Origin of the sequence: Rhodococcus sp. SORGH_AS_0301, assembly GCF_030818285.1 — a bacterium.
Lineage (GTDB): Bacteria > Actinomycetota > Actinomycetes > Mycobacteriales > Mycobacteriaceae > Rhodococcoides.
Map to the genome: position 1 here is coordinate 3,297,658 of NZ_JAUTAC010000002.1, position 17,191 is coordinate 3,314,848.

A 17,191-nucleotide genomic window follows, 5' to 3' on the forward strand; every position below is an offset into this window, starting at 1 on the left:
GGTACTGCTCATCGCCGACCCCGGCAAACCCGCCGATCTCGCCGAGCACCTCTCGGACCACCTACCCCGACGCCTCACCGAACGAGGATCACCGCCCCGCCGATGGACCACCACCGTGCGCCGACAACCCCTCGTATCCGACGAACACGCCTCACTCGACGACGTGATCGACACCGTCGACACCGACTCCGACCACGAGGACATCGTCGTCTACCTCACCGACCTCCCCCGCCGCGACAACACCGTCCCCGTCATCGGCGAGGTCAGCGCCGATCACAAGTTCGCACTGATCTCCATCGCCGCCGTCGGCGGCATCGACCTCACTCGACGCGTCACCACCGTCGTCGAACTCGCCCTTGCACGCATCCTCGGCGAACCCGAACTCGCACCGACGAGCGCCGCGAGACGATTCCCCGCCGAACAGCACGAAACCAGCACCCGGTACCTCGCACCGAAGGGACTGCGCACGCTCCGACTGGTCTCCGGAATGGTGCGAGCCAACCGGCCCTGGCGGCTGGTCACCAGCCTGTCCAAAGTGCTCGTCGGCGCCTTCGCCACCGGCGCATTCGCATTGTCCACCAGCACCATCTGGTCGTTCGCCGACACCATGGGCGGATCGCGCCTCTGTGCGGCGACGATCCTGTCGACGGTGGCGCTCATCCTCTGGCTCGTCATCGACCACGAACTGTGGGAACGGCCCGAATCCGACGAGGAACGCGAACGCTCCAGGCTCTACAACACCGCGACCGTCATCACCCTGACCATCGGTGTCGTCGTCCTCCACATCGCCCTGTTCGGTCTGCTGCTCTTCACCGCCTGGCTCTCCCTCCGAGCGCACGTCCTGTCCTCGACCCTCGGGCACGACGCGACCGTCGCCGACTACCTCGAACTCAGCTGGCTCCTCGCCTCCATCGCCACCATCGGCGGCGCCCTCGGATCCGGCCTCGAAGACGACGACGCAGTCAAGGAAGCCGCCTACGGAACCAGACAACGCCAACGACACGACAACACGCAGAAAGAGTGAACAGGTGAGAATTCCGAAGCGAGCGGTGCACTGTCCAGGCACGGGGTTGGTGGACCCGTTGATCTGAATGAGCGTGGTGCGCCCCCTTGCGAGCGCGTCGAACGCTCCCCGGTTCGGACGGAAGAGTATGCCTTGATCATGAGCAGCTCCGTTCTCAGCGCCTCCCTCGCCGACCGCCGCGTCGCGGTTGGCCGGTCTAGATACCGAATGATGTTTGTGGCCATCAGCTATGCCGTGCTGATCGTCGCTATCGCCGTCGCGATGTTCTCCGGCAGCAGCAACCTCAGCGGCATGCTGGCGGTTGCCGCCGTGTGGCTCGGAGCGTTGTACGCGGCAACATGCTGGTGGCTCAGACAAGACGACGATTCACGCACGGACTGATGAGACCGTCACGACCACGCGGTAGGGGTTTGCGTAGCCTTACCTAAGTAGCTAGGCTCCAGCGAGTAAAGGTTCGGTCAAGACATCACACCCTCTGGAGCCTCGTGAAGACCCCGAAAACCCCGATCCTCGCCCTCCTCGCCACCGTGATCACGGTGAGCGCGCTCGCGAGTTGCAGCACCGACGACACCACGTCCGCGGACTCCGCCACCGCCGTCTCCATCGACACCGCCACCGGACCTGTCGAGGTCCCCCAGAACCCGCAGCGTGTCGTCGCCCTCGACAACACGTCGCTGGAGACCCTGCGCGCGTTCGGCGTCGAACCGGTGGCGCTGCCCAAGCCGATCATGCCGTACGAAGGGTTCGAGGACTGGATCGATGACGACGCCATCCTCGACGTGGGGACGCACAGGGAGCCGAATCTGGAGATCGTGAACGAGGCGGAACCCGATCTCATCATCGGCGGTTACCGCTTCTCGGAGTACACCGACGAACTCGGTCGTATCGCCCCGACGCTGGACATCGCGCCGTCCGACGATGCCGAGGGTGGTTACGTCGAGTCACTGAAGCGCCAGACCGCCTCTCTCGGCGTCGTTTTCGACCGCGAGGAGCAGGCGGCCGAGATCATCGCGGCTCTCGACGCCGCCGAAGACAACGCGGCGGAGCGGACCACCGGCCAGTCGGTGTTCCTGTCCGTCGTCTCGGGCGGCAAGATCGACAACGGCGCCGGACGGATCGGGCGGATCATCGAGCCGCTGAACCTGCGCGACGTCTTCGCCGGTGAGGCCGGCGATGTGCACGGGGACTCCGGCCTCGCGCCGGAGGCCGTCGCCGCGGCGAACCCGGACTGGATGATCGTGCTGGACCGCGACGCCGCGGCCGGTGAACCCGGTGCAGCTCCGGCGAAGTCGGTGATCGATGCGCAGGAGGCGTTCGTCCGCACGACGTTCGCGTCCGAGGACCAGATCGTCTACCTCGATCCGTACTTCTACACCCGGGAGAGCATCCAGGCGTACGCCGAGACGTACAAGCAGCTCGCGGATGCCTTCTCGAATGCATCGTAGGACAGTACTTCTGGGCTCGGCGGTGGTCACCGCCGCCCTGGTCGCGGCGTCGCTGCTCGTCGGCGAGTTCGACATCTCGCTCGGCACACTGCTCACCGACCCGGTGGCGCGGGAGATGTTCCTCATCTCCCGCGTCCCGCGGACCCTCTCGTTGATCTTCGCCGGCGTCGCGATGGCGGTGTCCGGCGTGGTCATGCAGATGATCACTCAGAACAAGTTCGTCGAGCCCACCACCGCCGGCACGAGCCAGTGGGCGGGATTGGGCATTCTCGCGGCCCTGCTGCTGGCGCCGAATCTGGGGCCGATGCCGAAGATGCTGATCGCCACCGCGTTCGCCTTCGTCGGCACCATGTTGTTCGTGGGCGTGCTACGTCGAATCTCGTTGGAACAACAACTGGTGGTCCCCCTGGTCGGCATCATGCTGGGCGCCGTCGTCGGCGCGATCACCACCTTCCTCGCCGGCACATTCGACCTGCTGCAGTCCATGTCCGCGTGGCGGTCCGGCGGATTCAGCGGCATCGTGCGCGGTTTCTACGAACCCTTGTGGGCCGTCGTCGTCATCGCCGTGCTCGTCTACCTGCTCGCGCACCGCTTCACCGTCGCCGGCCTCGGGAAGGACCTCGCCACCACGGTCGGACTGAACTACGACGCGACCGTCGTGCTCGGCGTCGCGATGGTGGCGGTGTGCACCGGTGTCACCAGCGTGGTGGTCGGCTTCATCCCGTTCCTGGGCCTCATCGTGCCGAACATCGTGTCCATGGTCCTGGGAGACGACGTACGGAGGAACCTCCCGTGGGTGGCGGTGCTGGGCGTCGGACTGCTGCTGGTGTGCGACCTGATCGGGCGCACGGTGGTCGCGCCCATGGAGATTCCGGCCTCGGTGATTCTCGGCGCGCTCGGCGCCGCGGTCTTCGTCCTTCTCGTGGTGAGGCAGCGACGTCATGTTCTTGCGTGAATCACCCTCGATGCCGACGCTGGTACGCACCGACTCGGGACCACGTCCGCGCCGACGACTTCTCGTGGCCTCCGCGGTGCTGGCGGGGGCGATCGCCTGCTTCCTTCTCCTGTTCGTCCGGGGTTCCTTCGAGTTCGCGGTGGAACGCCGCGCCACGATGCTGGGCGCCATGGCCGTCGCGGCCTTCGCCCACGGGCTCGGCACCGTCGTCTTCCACACCGTCACAGACAACCGATTGCTCACTCCGTCCATCGTCGGTTTCGACTCGCTGTACGTGCTGATGCAGACCGTCATGGTGTTCGTCTTCGGCGGCTCCGTCATCGCTCGGACCGACGGCACCCCGAAAGTGATCGCACAGACCCTCACCATGGTCCTGTTCGCCACGATCCTCTATCGCTGGCTCTTCTCCGGTCGCCTCGGCAGTCTCTTCACGATGCTGCTCGTCGGCGTCGTCCTGGGGCTGGCCTTCGACAGCCTCTCGACGTTCCTGCAGCGTCTGCTCTCCCCCACCGAGTACGACCTCCTGTCCGTTCGCCTGTTCGGTCGCCTCAGCGGGGTGGATCCGGGCATGCTTCCCCTCGCGTTCACGGTGTGCGTCGCGGTGGGAGTGGTGTTGTGGCGCAGACGCTTCCGGCTCGATGCGCTGTTGCTCGGCCGTGACTCCGCGACGACCATCGGCGTCGACCACAAGCGTGAACTGACGCTCGTGCTCGTTCTGGTGGCGCTGCTGGTGTCGTTCTCCACCGCGCTGGCAGGGCCGATGACCTTCTTCGGCTTCATCGTCGCGACGATGGCCTATCAGGTGACCGGCAGCTACAAACACCAGTACGTGCTGCCGATGGCATTCCTGCTCGGCATGCTCACGCTCGTCGTCGGACAGTTCGTCATGCAGCACGTGTTCTACGCGGCCGGTTTCCTCACGGTCGTCATCGAATTCGCGGGTGGACTGCTCTTCCTCGTCGTCGTCCTCCGGAAAGGCAGACTGTGATCACGTTCTCGGACGTCTCCAAGACCTACCAGAGCGAGACGGTGCTCGGACCGGTCAGCGGCACCATCGCAGAGGGTGGCATCACCTCGGTCGTCGGGCCCAACGGAGCGGGCAAGTCGACCCTGCTCTCGATCATGGGCAGACTGCTCGAGCCGACCACCGGAACCGTGACCATCGGAGACGCCGTGGTGCAGCACACGGCCACGAGAGACTTGGCCCGCATCGTCTCGGTGCTGCGCCAGGACAACCACCTGACCGCGCGGCTCACCATCCGCGAGCTCGTCTCGTTCGGCCGGTTCCCGCACTGCGGCGGCCGACTCCGCGCACACGACCACGAACACGTCGACCGTGCGCTCGACTTCCTGCACCTCGACACCCTCGCTGGGCGCCACCTCGACCAGGTGTCGGGTGGTCAACGCCAGCGGGCGTTCGTCGCCATGGTTCTCGCGCAGGACACTCCGTACGTCCTGCTCGACGAGCCGCTGAACAATCTGGACATGAAGCACTCGGTGGCGATGATGGGCCATCTCCGACGCGCGGCCGACGAGTTGGGGCGCACGATCGTGCTCGTGGTGCACGACATCAACTTCGCGGCGGCCTGGTCGGACGACATCGTCGCGATGCGGGACGGCCGGATAGTCGTCAGCGGGCCCGCCGGCGAGATCATGCACGACGACATCCTGAGCGACGTGTTCGATACCCGGGTGCGCGTCCACGACATCGACGGCGCGCGGACCGCCGTGTACGCCCGCCCTCGGAACGAGGTGCGTATCGCGGCCTCGACACAACCATGACACGCACGACAGTGCTCTCGAAAGGATTCGCCATGGTGCACTCCCCCCTTCGCCGGCGAGGCGTCCGCCTCGTCGCCGCTGCGTCGATGGCGCTCGTCGTCCTCGGCGCGTCCGCGTGCAGTTCGACCGCCGACGACACCGCTGCAACTGTCGAGCCGACACCGAGCGAGACCCGCGTGATCGCCACCGACAAAGGAGAGGTGACCGTGCCCGCCGACCCCCAGCGCATCGCGGTCCTCTCGGCCGGATTCGCCGGATACCTCTACACACTCGACGCGCCCGTCGCCATCACCGACACCCGACTGCTCGGTGTGACCAACCTCGACGGCGGCTTCCCTCCACAGTGGGCCGACAAGGCTTCCGCCCGGGGCACAGTGGAACTGCCGGCGGGGGAATCGCTGAACATCGAAGCCATTGCGCAGGCCGAACCTGATCTCATCATCGGTGGCGGGCAGGGCTACTCCGCCATCCTGGCCAATGATGCCTACGATCAGCTCGCCGCGATCGCACCCACCGTGCTGATCCCGTCCACGGTCACCACCTGGCAAGGCGAACTCGCGGCAGTCGCCGACGCCGCCGGGGAGAGCGACAAGGTCGACTCTCTCCTGCAGGCATACGAGGACAAGGTCGCCGATGTCAGGGATTCCATCACCGTTCCCGGGTCTCCCGTCGCCTATTTCCTGTCGCTGAGCACCAATGAACCCTCCTTCATTCCGCAGACCGCGGCATTGCCGACGTTGTTGTCGGAAGTCGGTTTCGAAGCCGACGACATTCTCACCAAGGCCGGGAATCCGGAGTTGTACGGTTCCGGGGACTCGTTCATCGTCAGCCCCGAATTGCTCGGTTCCGTCGCCACCGCCCCGGTGATGTTCGTCGTCCCGGTTGCCGGGCGCACCCTTGAGCAGCTGAAGCAGGATCCGGCCTACGCGGTGTTGCCGGCCTTCGCCGCGAGCACTGTCCACGAACTCCCGGCGACGAGCTACCGACCCGACTACGACGGGGTCATGGCCACGCTGGACCAGATCCAGCAGACGTTCGCCGCGTAGCAGTGCCACTCGGTGAGAACGGATCAGGAGGTAGGGATTCCTATGGCGGGCACAGTGCGCGACGTTCAGGTCTTTCCGATCTGCATGCGAGAACTCGATGTCCTGCGGGTGGAGGACGTGACCCCCGGGATGCGACGGGTCGTGGTGGGCGGGCCGTCGATGGACCGGCACGTGCGCGACGGTGTCGAGCTGCCTCCGGTGCGGACCACCGGATTCGACGACGACGTCAAGATTCTTCCGGTCGACCCGGTCACCGGGACCCTGCCGTTCCCGGTACCCAGGAATCAGGACGACGGCACCGTCGACTGGCCCGCAGGATCGTTCCCGTACGCACGCACGTACACCGTGCGCCGGTTCGACGAGGCCGAGCGAGAGATGGTGCTGGACTTCGCAGCCCACGAGGGCGGACTCGCAGCGACGTGGTCCCGGACGGTGGAGCCCGGCGACACGGTGCTGATCGCCGGACCGAAACACTCCGCGAGCCTGCCGCGCGAGGTGGACTGGATGCTCGTCGCCGGCGACGAGACCGCCCTGCCCGCCATCGCGCGCTGCCTCGAGATGCTGCCCGCTGATCTGCCGGCGACGGTGGTCGTCGAAGTGGCCGAGCGCTCGCACCGACAGGAACTGCGCTCGGCTGCCGACGTCGACATCACCTGGCTGTACCGGTCCGAAGCCGGAGGCGACTCCCGGCTCGTCGACGCGGTCCGAACGGCGCCGTGGCGACCCGGGCAGCCGTACCTGTGGGTGGCCGGCGAAGCACAGACCATCACGCCACTACGTCGATGGGCGAAGCTAGACAAGCAGATCGACAAGAAGTTCGTCGAGATCGCCGGGTACTGGCGTAGACGCGAGGAACGAACGGACGCGTCCCCGGCCGAGAGCGGCCAGGCGAGGGACGCCGCGGCGCGCCTGCACGAGATGGCGGACCTGGCGACCCCGCTGGTGATCAGGACCGCGGTGACGCTCGGGGTGTTCGCTGCTGTCGACGGCGGCGCCGACACCGTCGACGCGATCGCCGCAGCATGCAGCACTCACCCCGGCGCCACGGCGAAGCTGGTGCGGCACCTCGTGCTGCTCGACCTTCTCACCACCGACGGTCAGCGTTGCGCCCTCACCGAGATGGGGTCCCTGCTCGCCGACCCGGACGCGTTTCTCAACCAGTCGCTGCACGACGACAGGATCCACACCCGACTCGAACGGTCGCTCCTCGGACTCACCGAGACGATCCGGACCGGGACACCCGCTGCGACACATCGTTTCGCCGACAAGATGGCCGAGCCCGGTGTCGCGGACGAGTTCCACGAGGAAGCGGCGTTCTCCGCTGTCTACCGCGCTCCCGCACTGCCCGACGCGGTCGATCTCGACGGAGTCCGGACGGTCGCACTCCACGGCGACGGGGCAGGCGTCTACGCCGACACCCTCGTACGGGAACGTCCCGACCTCGAGATCACGCTCGTCGGTCATCCCGACCGCAACGGCCGAAACGTGGCGGACGTGGCCCACGAACGGCGAGGTGCGGTCCGATGCGTCGACTCCGGCGACGTCGCCCGGTCTGCGTCCCCCGTGGACCTCGCGATCGCCGTCGACCTGATCGACACCCACCCGGACGCCGACGCCCGCCTGCTGCTGTCGATGCTGGCGACCTCCGCGCGCAGGGTCGTCCTCGTCACCGACGTGCTCGATCCGGCCACCACCGACGACCACGACACCGAGGACGACCTTCTGCGACTGTGCCTGTACGGATCCGGGCGACGCACCGAAGCCGAGGTGCGCGAGCTGATTGCCGAGTCCGTCGGGGCCGACGCACGTGTCGGAACCCTCGGGTGGGGGTCCACTGTGGTCGAATTTCGAGGCCGATCTGGGTCGGCGACGTGATGGGTCGGACGACTCTCGTCTGAACCTCGCAGGAAGCCGACCGACTGTTTCGCGCACGCGGTCTCGACGACCGAGACAAGTACCTGCAATTGGACTTGCTGCACACACGCGATCAGCAGGACAGCCCGATGACGACCGCCTCGGCGCACCTGCGTTCTCACCGCGGGACGAGCCGCAACGCGAAGACGCGCTGTCGCCTCCGGGACATCTCGAAATCATCAGCGAAGGCGAATCGCCACGCCGGTGACGTGGTCCCGAACAGTCGTACCCGGCGAAGAGTGGCCGACTCGAACGCTGGGCGAGCGGGTGCCATCGGTCTTCCGGAACCCCTGCGTCGACCGGGCATTCGCGTACTGTCAACTATATGACGTTGAACTATGTCAGATTCGGACATGGCAGCCCGCTGCTGCTGGTGCACGGCTTGGGCGTCGGATGGCGATCCTGGTCCCCGATCATCGACGAACTGGCGGAACACCGTGACGTCATCGCGGTCGACCTACCGGGGTTCGGCGACACGCCGCCATTGACGGGCGAAGTATCGATCGCTGCTCTCGCCGACTCCGTCGCGGACTTCATTCGCGAACACGATCTGGGTGGCATTTCCACCGTCGGTCAATCCATGGGCGGTCGAATCGTCCTCGAACTTGCTCGACGGGGAGTCGGCGGCGACACCGTGGCACTCGACCCCGGCGGTTTCTGGAGCGACCGCGAACGCGCTGTCTTCGGCGCCACACTCCGGCCGTCGATAGCCCTTGTCAAATTGTTGCGGCGCTTCCTGCCTGCACTTCTGGGCAACCCTGCGGGAAGGACCCTGCTGCTGGCACAGTTGTCGGCGCGGCCATGGGCGCTCCCGCGCGACACCGTGTTGCCCGACGTGCGAGGGCTCGCCGACTCCCCGTCGACCGAGGCCGCTCTCGATGCCCTCATCCATGGGCCGAAGCAGGAAGGCGCCTCGCCCGGCACAGTGCCCGGACGGGTCACAATCGGTTGGGGACGACGAGATCTGGTGACAGTGCCGAAGCAAGCGGCGCGCGCTTCGGAGCTGTTCCCCGATGCCGTTCTGCACTGGTTCGAGCGATGCGGTCACTTTCCGCAGTGGGACGCACCTCGAGAAGCCACTCGATTGATTCTCGACCGCACCGAGAGAGGATGATTCTCAAAGGTCCGACCAGTGCATGTCGATCGCGGGTCACCATTCGCCGGCGACCTCGACCGGCCCCCGGCGAACTCGCTGCGTGGTGACGACTGTCCCGGTGTCGCGGGAGGGTCGCGGCGCGTCCTACCGAGGGATCCGGCCCTGCCCGCACATCAGATCGGAGGCGGCGTGCGGGCAGGGCCGGAGGGCCGCCATTCCTCTCGTCCGGTGACTTCACAGGTGGCGCACGAGCACGCCTCCGGCATTTCCCCGAACTGAGCGAGTCGACGATCTTCGTGCAATCGGGCATGAGGCTCAGGAGTGGTCGTGACCCGACGCATTGCCTGGCGCGGGTGCCTGCTTCACTGCTGACATGCTGAACGAATCGGGGCCGGCCGAATATATCGCCCCGGTCCTCGGCGGCGAGGTCGCCGCGACGCTGCCCGGGAATGGGCATCGTGAGCAGGGCCGCATCGTCGGTGCTACTCGGAGGGTGTCAGTTCCCTCTCCCTCCGAGCGCACGTCCTGTCCTCGACCCTCGGGCACAGCGCGACCACCGCCGACTACCTCGAACTCAGCTGGCTCCTCGCCTCGATCGCCACCATCGGCGGCGCCCTCGGATCCGGCCTCGAAGACGACGACGCAGTCAAGGAAGCCGCCTACGGAACCAGACAGCGCCAGCGACACGACAACACGCAGAAAGAGTGAACAGGTGAGAATTCCGAAGCGAGCGGTGCACTGTGCGGGGCGCAGTCAGCACGCTCCACGCCTCCGACGTCGATATAGATCTGCTGACATCACGCCATTCGACGTCGTCCACGAGAGTCGTCGTGATCGACGACATCGTCGTCGGAACCGTCAGGATCGAGTGGATCGGCACGCCATTTCCACTCGATGACATGCTCGTCGATCGAATGGTTCTGACACCGGCTCATATCGTGCAGCCGCGGAGGGCACTCGCCGACGCGGAACATCTGCCTGCCGGCACGACGACTCGAACCGTGGCAATGGGTATTTCGCTTCTGGCGCCAGCAGCGACGGCTCACCGCCTCGTCGGCACAGCAAGTTCGCCTACCACCAGACCACGACTACCCGTCCGGTCGTCGATGCGGCCGACCTCGGTGCTCGGCGACCTCCTCGCGGGCGAACACCCACCCGACTACGACAACGTTGCCGACCTCGTGCGCATCCGAACGTTGGACGACATGTACAACGGAGCCGAACTGGTGTCGACGCTGGAGGTCTACCGCGACTCCGGAACGCTCCGGAGCGCAGCACGGCTAGTGAACCTGCACCACAGCAGCGTGGCTCACCGCCTGACCACGTTGTCACGGCACCTCGGTTTCGCGGTGGATCTGCCCGAGAACCGGGCACGGACAGAGGCTTGGATGAATGGTTCACCGAATGCGAACTTGTGAGGGGTATCCGCACGCGCGGAGGTCCATCCGAGCCTGCACCGATGTGCTGGCTGGTCCGCCGGAATCACCCGGTTCGCGAGTCCGATGGGAAGCTGGTCTCCGCTGTGACGCGACTGCCTGTGAACAGCATCTCGGCAGCGTGCTCCCCCGGGCAGTGGAGCCCTCAGGCAATCGGCGGGTCCCGGCGCAGGCTCGTGTAGCTCACCCCGGTCAGCTGCTCGGACAGATTCCACAGGGCGGTCGCGAGCTTCAAGTCGCGCGAACGTTTACTGGACGAGACGACTGTCGGATGTCCACGCATCTCCCGGAACCCGTCGGGTCCGATGTACGAGCCTCCCTCGACGCCGGCGACCGTCGCCGCGTACAGCTGCGGCAATGCTCCCATGTTCGAGCTCTGACCGATGACGCCCGCTCCCAACGAGAAAATCTTGTCCAGGGCGGATTCGGTATGGGACGCCAGGTTCGTGGACGAGATACCGGGATGCGCCGCGACGGAGACGACCGAGGAGCGCGCTTCCGACAGGCGCCGCTGAAGCTTGTACGCGAACAAAAGATTCGCCAACTTGGACTGGCCGTAGGCAGCCCAGCGACTGTAGCGGCGGTGCTCGAAGTTGGGGTCGTCGATCGAGATGTGTCCGCTCGTGTGCGCGAGACTGGAGAGCGTGACGATCCGGTCGGAGATGCGGTCGACGAGCAGTCCGGTCAACGCGAAATGGCCGAGGTGATTGGTCCCGAACTGCATCTCGAAACCGTCGGCCGTCTTCTTCTGCGGCAGCGCCATCACACCGGCGTTGTTGACCAGGACGTCGAAGGGCTCGGTTGCGTCGGCGAAGCGTCTCACGGAGGCCAGATCGGCGAGATCGAGCTCGCGAACGGTCGCAGTCGGCCCGATCTCGCGGGCGACATCCACTCCCCTGTCGGTATTGCGACACGCGAGTACCACCTCCGCCCCACGAGCACCCAGGGCTCGGGCCGTGGCCGCACCCAAGCCACTGTTGGCGCCGGTCACGACGAAACGCCGCCCCGTCTGATCCGGGATGTCTACGGTCGTCCACGTCGAGGTCACCGGTCCAACAGTAGCCGTGCGCGGCGGGTCACTCGGCGAACTGCAAAGGTGCACTCCACGAGAACCTCAGCCACCGCCGCCTAACGGGTTGCGGTGATGCCACCGTCCACCGGAATCGTCGCCCCGTGCAGGTAAGCCGCCTCATCCGAGACCATCCACGCGATGGCCGACGCGATCTCTTCCGGCCTACCCGGACGTTGGGCCGGAATGCCGGCCGTCATCTGACTGATGACGTCGCTACTCGAGTCGTTGATCGGAGTGCGCGTGGCGCCCGGCGCAACAGTGTTCACTCGCACCCCTTGCGGTCCGAACTCGGCGGCCCAGCTTCGAGCGAGCTGAGCTTCGGCCGCTTTCGTGGCGGAATACAGGCCGACGAATGCATGGCCCACCGTGGCCATCCACGATCCGACGACCACGATCGCGCCGGTGCCTCGTTCGGCCATTGCCGGCGCCAGGGCTGCGGTGAGAACATGCGGTGCCCGGACGTTGACGGCAAGTGTCGCTTCCAGATCGGCGTCGGTGAGGGAGACGGTGTCGACGGCGGGGCAGAGTGCCGCGTTGTGCACCAGGATGTCGACCCGCCCGTCGAGAGCGGTGGTCCACGCGGCGGCCAGCGCACGCAGGTCGGCAGGTGACGCGGCGAGATCGCCGTTCACGAACGCGGCGGATCCGCCGGCGCCTTCGATCTCGGCGACCAGGTGCGCACCACGTTCGGCGTCGCGCCCGGTGATCACGACGCGCGCGCCACGGGCCGCGAGTTCGCGGGCGGTAGCGGCGCCTATTCCGCTCGTCGAGCCGGTGACGACGGCGGTGCGGGCGGTCAGATTCGATGGGTTGCTCATGACGGCCAGTCCACAGTGCGATCACGTGACGCACCAGGGGGAGCACTGCCTGGTCACGCCGTGACCAGGCAGTGTCCGGGATGTCTCCGTAGTCTCGGCAGGGTGCCAGCAGACAGATCCGCACTCGGAGCGTTCCTCCGGTCCCGACGTGACGCACTCACGCCGGCAACAGCGGGGATTGCGCCATTTCCCGGTCCGCGGCGCGTTCCGGGCCTGCGTAAGGAGGAGCTCGCGGTGCTCGCGGGACTGAGCCCCGACCACTACAGCCGGTTGGAGCAGGGTCGCCAGCACACGGTCACCGACGACATCGTCGACGCCTTGAGCCGGGCCTTGCGCCTCGACGAGATCGAGGACGCACACCTGCGAAATCTCGCCGCTCCGATGCGCCGGAAACGCTCGAGCATGTGGGAGTCTCCACAACGACCCGATCCTGGTCTGCTCCGGGTGCTGACCACGATGGATCACGTTCCCGCGCTCGTGCTCGGGCGCCGCTCGGAAATCCTGGCGTGCAACATACTGGCGCGGGCAGTCCTCGGCGAGGAGATCGACAGGGGCGTCGTACTGGTGCGCTGGCTCTTCCTGGACCCGCGTGCAAGGGAACGCATCGTCAACTGGTCCGATTACGCGTCGGCCGCGGTGGGTGCGATGCGTTACGAGGTCGGTCGTCATGTCGACGATGCCCGATTGACGGTTCTGATCGACGAATTACGTTCGGCAAGTGAAGACTTCGACCGGTGGTGGGATGATCACGGTGTAGCGGATCGCACGTCCGTCGACAAGATGATCGCTCACCCCGTGGTCGGCCGACTCGCGTTCGGCATCGAATCTCTTGTGTCGCCCCACGATCCGGAGCAACGCTTGATCGTCTACACCGTCGAGCCTGAGTCGTCCACTGCTCGGGCACTTCCGATGTTGGCGTCGTGGGGCCCGGCATCTGCCGAGTCGATGGGCTGACGCGCGGACGATCACACGATCGGCCGAACCCCGCGCGGGTGGTATCGGCAGTACCTTCGACTGTGCCCAGGTCGTCTCGTCGTTCACCGCCGCAACCTCCACGGGTCCCGACACGTACGTCACGCGGGTGCCGAATTCGTTTCGTCCGAAAGCCGAGCCGTACTCCTGCGCATCTCGCTTCGCCCACTGGCTGGACTCGGTGACGTGCAAATCGAGGATGTCGCCGACCACCGGTAACGCCGCGGTGGATGCGGCAGCGCGCGATCGGACGCTCGTACAGGTCTCACGGTGTTGTCGCTCATTGGTGCTCCCCCTGCGATGAGTCGGTGGGCGGAGTGACAGGCCCGAAGCGGGCAGCGCAATAGGGCTATTTCGTGACGTTTGTCCAGTTCAGAGGCATATCGAGAGCCTCCTGTCAGGATTGAACTGACGACCTTTCGCTTACAAGTCTTCGACGACCCGATCAGGTGGATTCACCTGGACTCAGCCAACCCGGCCTGAGCTGCACATTCGTCCATCAGCGTTCGCCCCGGTCCACCTCCGTCCGCCCCGACTTGTGACACTCTCGTGACACCGAGATCGCCTGTTCCGCCCGCGCGTTGCCATGCGCCTGCTACTCGGACCACACGGGATGCGCTACCGCGTCGGTCATCAGTGTCTGCTGCACGCCCGTTCCATCTCCTACTCGGTTGTCGACTGAGATCATCGAAGTCGGAACGGAGCGATCCGACGTTCCGCCGTCCCGGTGTGAACAGTTCGGTCACCAGGCGAGCTGGGTGCGCAACCCTCCGAGTGCAGAGATCGAGCGAATACCGGAGCACCGAGCACGACTCCCGGATGCACGCCCCTCATGGCGTCGGGTCGAAATCCGACTTATTCGACGTGGGCGCGGTTGACGAAGGCGTCGCGCAAATGCATATTCAAGTACCCTACGAGTGATAACAGCTGGTCGATGGAACGGTGCACCACGTCAGCCCGCGCGGCCGGGCCGTCGACCGTTCGAGACCACCGTCAGGTGCTTACTGATCGACCGCGTCCTTTCCTCGATGCCACTCGACGCAGTCCTACGAGCGGATCATCCGGGTCACCATCCGCTCCACCGGACCGAGCGTGGTCGGATCAAGGTGCCCACCGAACGTGAGATCCGCGCCCTCCAGGCCCACGTCGCTATCCCCGTGTCCGGGTTGTTCCGACCAGTCGACGCCCTGGTCCACCGGGCCGCTCGAGAACAACCAGACGGGCCGATCCGCCAGCGCTTCCTACCGGCAGGATCGCCCTCGCGGGGCTGTTGCCAGTGATCCGGGAGACGTTTCGAAGATCCGTAGGAGTGTTGTGGGTCACCAGCACAAGACGTAATGTCTTCACAAATCTACCGGCGCTCGGGTTCTGATCGGTAGTCGTCGACGTACGTATGGTGCGAGGGACCACAGATGAAGATCGGCCTGATCACGGACTCACTGAGTCACTTGTCCTTCACGGACACACTGGATGCCGCCGCTCGAGCCGGGGTGTCCTCGGTGGAGATCGCCACCGGAAACTGGTCGACGAGTCCGCACGCCGATCTGGGCTCACTCGTCTCGTCCGACACCGCCAGAGCGGACCTCGTGAACACGGTCACCGAACGCGGTCTGACCATCAGCGCACTCAACGCGAACGGGAATCAACTGCACCCCGTGACCGGGCCGCAACACGATCAGGTCGTCCGCGACACCATCATGGTCGCAGGAGAACTCGGTGTTCCCACCGTGGTTCTGATGTCCGGCCTTCCCGGCGGTAGCCGGGACGACACCACGTCGAACTGGGTCACCACCTCGTGGCCCCCGGAGAACATCGCAGTCCTCGATTACCAGTGGAACGACGTGGCCCTCCCGTACTGGACCTCGCTGGCCGCGCACGCGAAACGCCACGGCGTGCGTCTTGCCGTGGAGGCGTGCGGCGCTCAGCTGGTCCACAACACGACCACCCTGCGCCGACTGTCGGATGCAACCGACCCGTCTGTGGTGGGCGCCAACCTCGATCCGTCCCACCTCATGTGGATGGGCGCCGACATCCCGTCCGTCATCGCGGAACTGAACGCGAAGATCTTTCACGTCCACGCCAAGGACGTCAGGATCAACCACCGCATCGCCGGCGCGGACGGACTGCTCGACGTCGTGCCCATCACCCGGCCTCAGGACCGTGCGTGGAACTACGTCACCCTCGGCCTCGGACATCCGGGCGGCGCCACCTTCTGGGCGGACTTCGTCTACAACCTCAAAGCGGTCGGCTACGACGGCACATTGAACATCGAGCACGAGGACGCGCTGGTCAACGCCTCGGAAGGCGTCGGCAAGGCGGCCCACCTGTTGCGGCAGGTGATTCTCGAGCACGCGCCGGACTGGAAGCCCGCTCAGATCTGAGCCCCCGGTCACGGCCGGCAGGCGCAGGATGGTCAGCTGTCGGTAGGGCGGCCGGCCACCGCCGTCCCGCGGAAGTCGGCGGCCACTCCCCCGAGTCCGCGCGCCACAGCATCGTCGAGCAATTTCTGCCCTCGCGCCTCGACGAAACGGCTCACCGCCGGAATTCGGGTGACCGAGTTGACGCCCCTCATGACGCGAGCCGCGGCCCGCAGCACCCGTTCGTCCCGTGTGCGCGGCGCGAGGCCGAGTGTCTCCCTCACGTCTCGGTCGTTCACGGTGTCGATCATCCGAGGCGCCAAAACCTCCCGCGCCACGGCGTGATTGAGCCGCCTCGAACGACCGAACGACGACATCGACGACGTACCGGCCACCACAGCCTCCATCAAATCCTGCGCCTTCTCGTTGTAGCCGAACAGCGCCTCGTGCGTGCGCTTCTGGATCTCCCGCTCCTCGGCATGTGTTCGGCCGAGCAGTTGATTGTTGGCACCTTCGATCCTCGAGACCCACCGCCACATCAGAGCGAACCCGTCACGCTCCTCGGCACTGACCTTCCCGCCGAAGTACTCGAGGATGTTGACGCGATAATCGCCGAAGATATAAGTGGTACCCGCGGTGGCGAGCTGGCTGATGGGCGTCCCCGTGCCATACCGTGGCCAACGACCACCGCGGTGAATCCCCATCCGAATCATCGTGTGCAGCAGCCGAATTCTCACCCATTGGACCCATCTGTCACCACGGGGCAGCATTCCGTCGACATCGAGCGCACCGACGAAGCCTGTCGCGGTCTCCCAGAAGCGTCGGCGGAAGTCACCGCCGCTGGCGAGTCGCCCCGTCGATCCCATCACGTCCGCGGTGGCAGGGTCCAGGTAGGTCAGGGGGAGAGCGCCGTGGATTCCGTACATTATTCCCAGCGGGTACCGCTTCCCCGCCCTGGCACCGATACGCAAGGAGTCGACGTCCAGCCACGATGGCACAGCCTCCACGTCGGCGAAGAACCGAACCGCTTCCTCGACGCCGGACGACTCGAGATCGCGTGCGGCGCTGTAGATGTCTCCTCCCATCAGCTTTCTCTCGCGCATGATCGCCAGGAGGTCCTCGCACAGCGGATCGCCGACATGGTTCCACGCCTCGTAGTCGATGGACACCGGATCGAGGTAGTTCTCGGACCCGGGCGTGCGCGCGAGAAGTTCCGCGGATGCCACTCGATTCGCCAGAGGACGGTCGAGGTCAGGAATCGTGGTCATGGGCAC

The 17,191-nt window shown here is 66.0% G+C and carries 15 protein-coding genes and 1 pseudogene; 13 read left to right on the plus strand and 3 right to left on the minus strand.

From position 1 onward, the window contains the following. Positions 1-4: 4 nt before the first annotated feature. The 11 genes and pseudogenes from QE397_RS16245 to QE397_RS16295 all read left to right on the plus strand — a co-directional run bounded on the left by QE397_RS16245 (position 5) and on the right by QE397_RS16295 (position 10,680). Complete coding sequence (locus QE397_RS16245) at positions 5-1,024, plus strand: hypothetical protein (protein WP_307097603.1); 1,020 nt, start codon at positions 5-7, stop codon at positions 1,022-1,024. Positions 1,025-1,162: 138 nt separating this feature from the next. Continuing rightward, entirely contained in the window at positions 1,163-1,405 is a 243-nt protein-coding gene (locus QE397_RS16250; protein ID WP_307095969.1) for a hypothetical protein, read from the plus strand. Between the two features lie 104 nt (positions 1,406-1,509). Continuing rightward, on the plus strand, positions 1,510-2,469 hold the full coding sequence (locus QE397_RS16255; protein WP_307095971.1) for a siderophore ABC transporter substrate-binding protein: 960 nt from the start codon (positions 1,510-1,512) through the stop codon (positions 2,467-2,469). After that, the gene (locus tag QE397_RS16260) at positions 2,459-3,424 is read left to right on the plus strand and encodes an ABC transporter permease (protein ID WP_307095974.1); all 966 of its coding nucleotides are present in this window, start codon (positions 2,459-2,461) and stop codon (positions 3,422-3,424) included. Before QE397_RS16255 ends, QE397_RS16260 begins: the two co-directional genes overlap by 11 nt. Before the next feature lie 10 nt (positions 3,425-3,434). Further along, entirely contained in the window at positions 3,435-4,412 is a 978-nt protein-coding gene (locus QE397_RS16265) for an iron chelate uptake ABC transporter family permease subunit (protein WP_307095977.1), read from the plus strand. Further along, positions 4,409-5,206: an ABC transporter ATP-binding protein gene (locus QE397_RS16270; protein ID WP_307095979.1), complete on the plus strand. Its 798-nt coding sequence runs from the start codon at positions 4,409-4,411 to the stop codon at positions 5,204-5,206. The genes QE397_RS16265 and QE397_RS16270 overlap by 4 nt, the downstream gene beginning before the upstream one ends. 32 nt (positions 5,207-5,238) lie before the next feature. Beyond that, positions 5,239-6,252, plus strand: a complete 1,014-nt coding sequence (locus QE397_RS16275; protein WP_307095980.1) for an ABC transporter substrate-binding protein — start codon at positions 5,239-5,241, stop codon at positions 6,250-6,252. 84 nt (positions 6,253-6,336) lie between these two features. Next, the gene (locus QE397_RS16280) at positions 6,337-8,127 is read left to right on the plus strand and encodes a siderophore-interacting protein (RefSeq protein WP_307095982.1); all 1,791 of its coding nucleotides are present in this window, start codon (positions 6,337-6,339) and stop codon (positions 8,125-8,127) included. A 364-nt stretch (positions 8,128-8,491) separates the two neighbouring features. Next, positions 8,492-9,280: an alpha/beta fold hydrolase gene (locus QE397_RS16285; protein WP_307095985.1), complete on the plus strand. Its 789-nt coding sequence runs from the start codon at positions 8,492-8,494 to the stop codon at positions 9,278-9,280. A 507-nt stretch (positions 9,281-9,787) separates the two neighbouring features. Then, positions 9,788-9,970: pseudogene (locus QE397_RS16290) on the plus strand (hypothetical protein); the annotation flags it as partial. Positions 9,971-10,092: 122 nt separating this feature from the next. Continuing rightward, entirely contained in the window at positions 10,093-10,680 is a 588-nt protein-coding gene (locus QE397_RS16295) for a hypothetical protein (RefSeq protein WP_307095987.1), read from the plus strand. A gap of 163 nt (positions 10,681-10,843) precedes the next feature. On the opposite strand, the gene QE397_RS16300 is transcribed toward QE397_RS16295, so the two are convergent. Continuing rightward, a complete protein-coding gene (locus QE397_RS16300) occupies positions 10,844-11,746 on the minus strand; it encodes an oxidoreductase (RefSeq protein ID WP_307095989.1) in 903 nt (300 codons plus the stop codon). An 80-nt stretch (positions 11,747-11,826) separates the two neighbouring features. Beyond that, on the minus strand, positions 11,827-12,588 hold the full coding sequence (locus QE397_RS16305) for an SDR family NAD(P)-dependent oxidoreductase (RefSeq protein ID WP_307095991.1): 762 nt from the start codon (positions 12,586-12,588) through the stop codon (positions 11,827-11,829). 102 nt (positions 12,589-12,690) lie between these two features. Between QE397_RS16305 and QE397_RS16310 the strand changes: the two genes are divergently transcribed. Together QE397_RS16310 and QE397_RS16315 are read left to right on the plus strand one after the other, a co-directional pair. After that, positions 12,691-13,542, plus strand: coding sequence for a helix-turn-helix transcriptional regulator (locus QE397_RS16310; protein ID WP_307095995.1), 852 nt, complete (start codon positions 12,691-12,693; stop codon positions 13,540-13,542). Positions 13,543-14,972: 1,430 nt separating this feature from the next. Then, positions 14,973-15,941 carry a sugar phosphate isomerase/epimerase gene (locus tag QE397_RS16315; RefSeq protein WP_307095997.1) on the plus strand — a complete coding sequence of 323 codons (969 nt, stop codon included), beginning with the start codon at positions 14,973-14,975 and terminating at the stop codon, positions 15,939-15,941. 32 nt (positions 15,942-15,973) lie between these two features. Here QE397_RS16315 and QE397_RS16320 read toward each other — a convergent pair whose 3' ends face one another. Further along, positions 15,974-17,185 (minus strand): oxygenase MpaB family protein, encoded by a 1,212-nt coding sequence (locus QE397_RS16320; RefSeq protein WP_307095999.1) that lies wholly within the window; start codon positions 17,183-17,185, stop codon positions 15,974-15,976. Positions 17,186-17,191 lie beyond the last annotated feature (6 nt).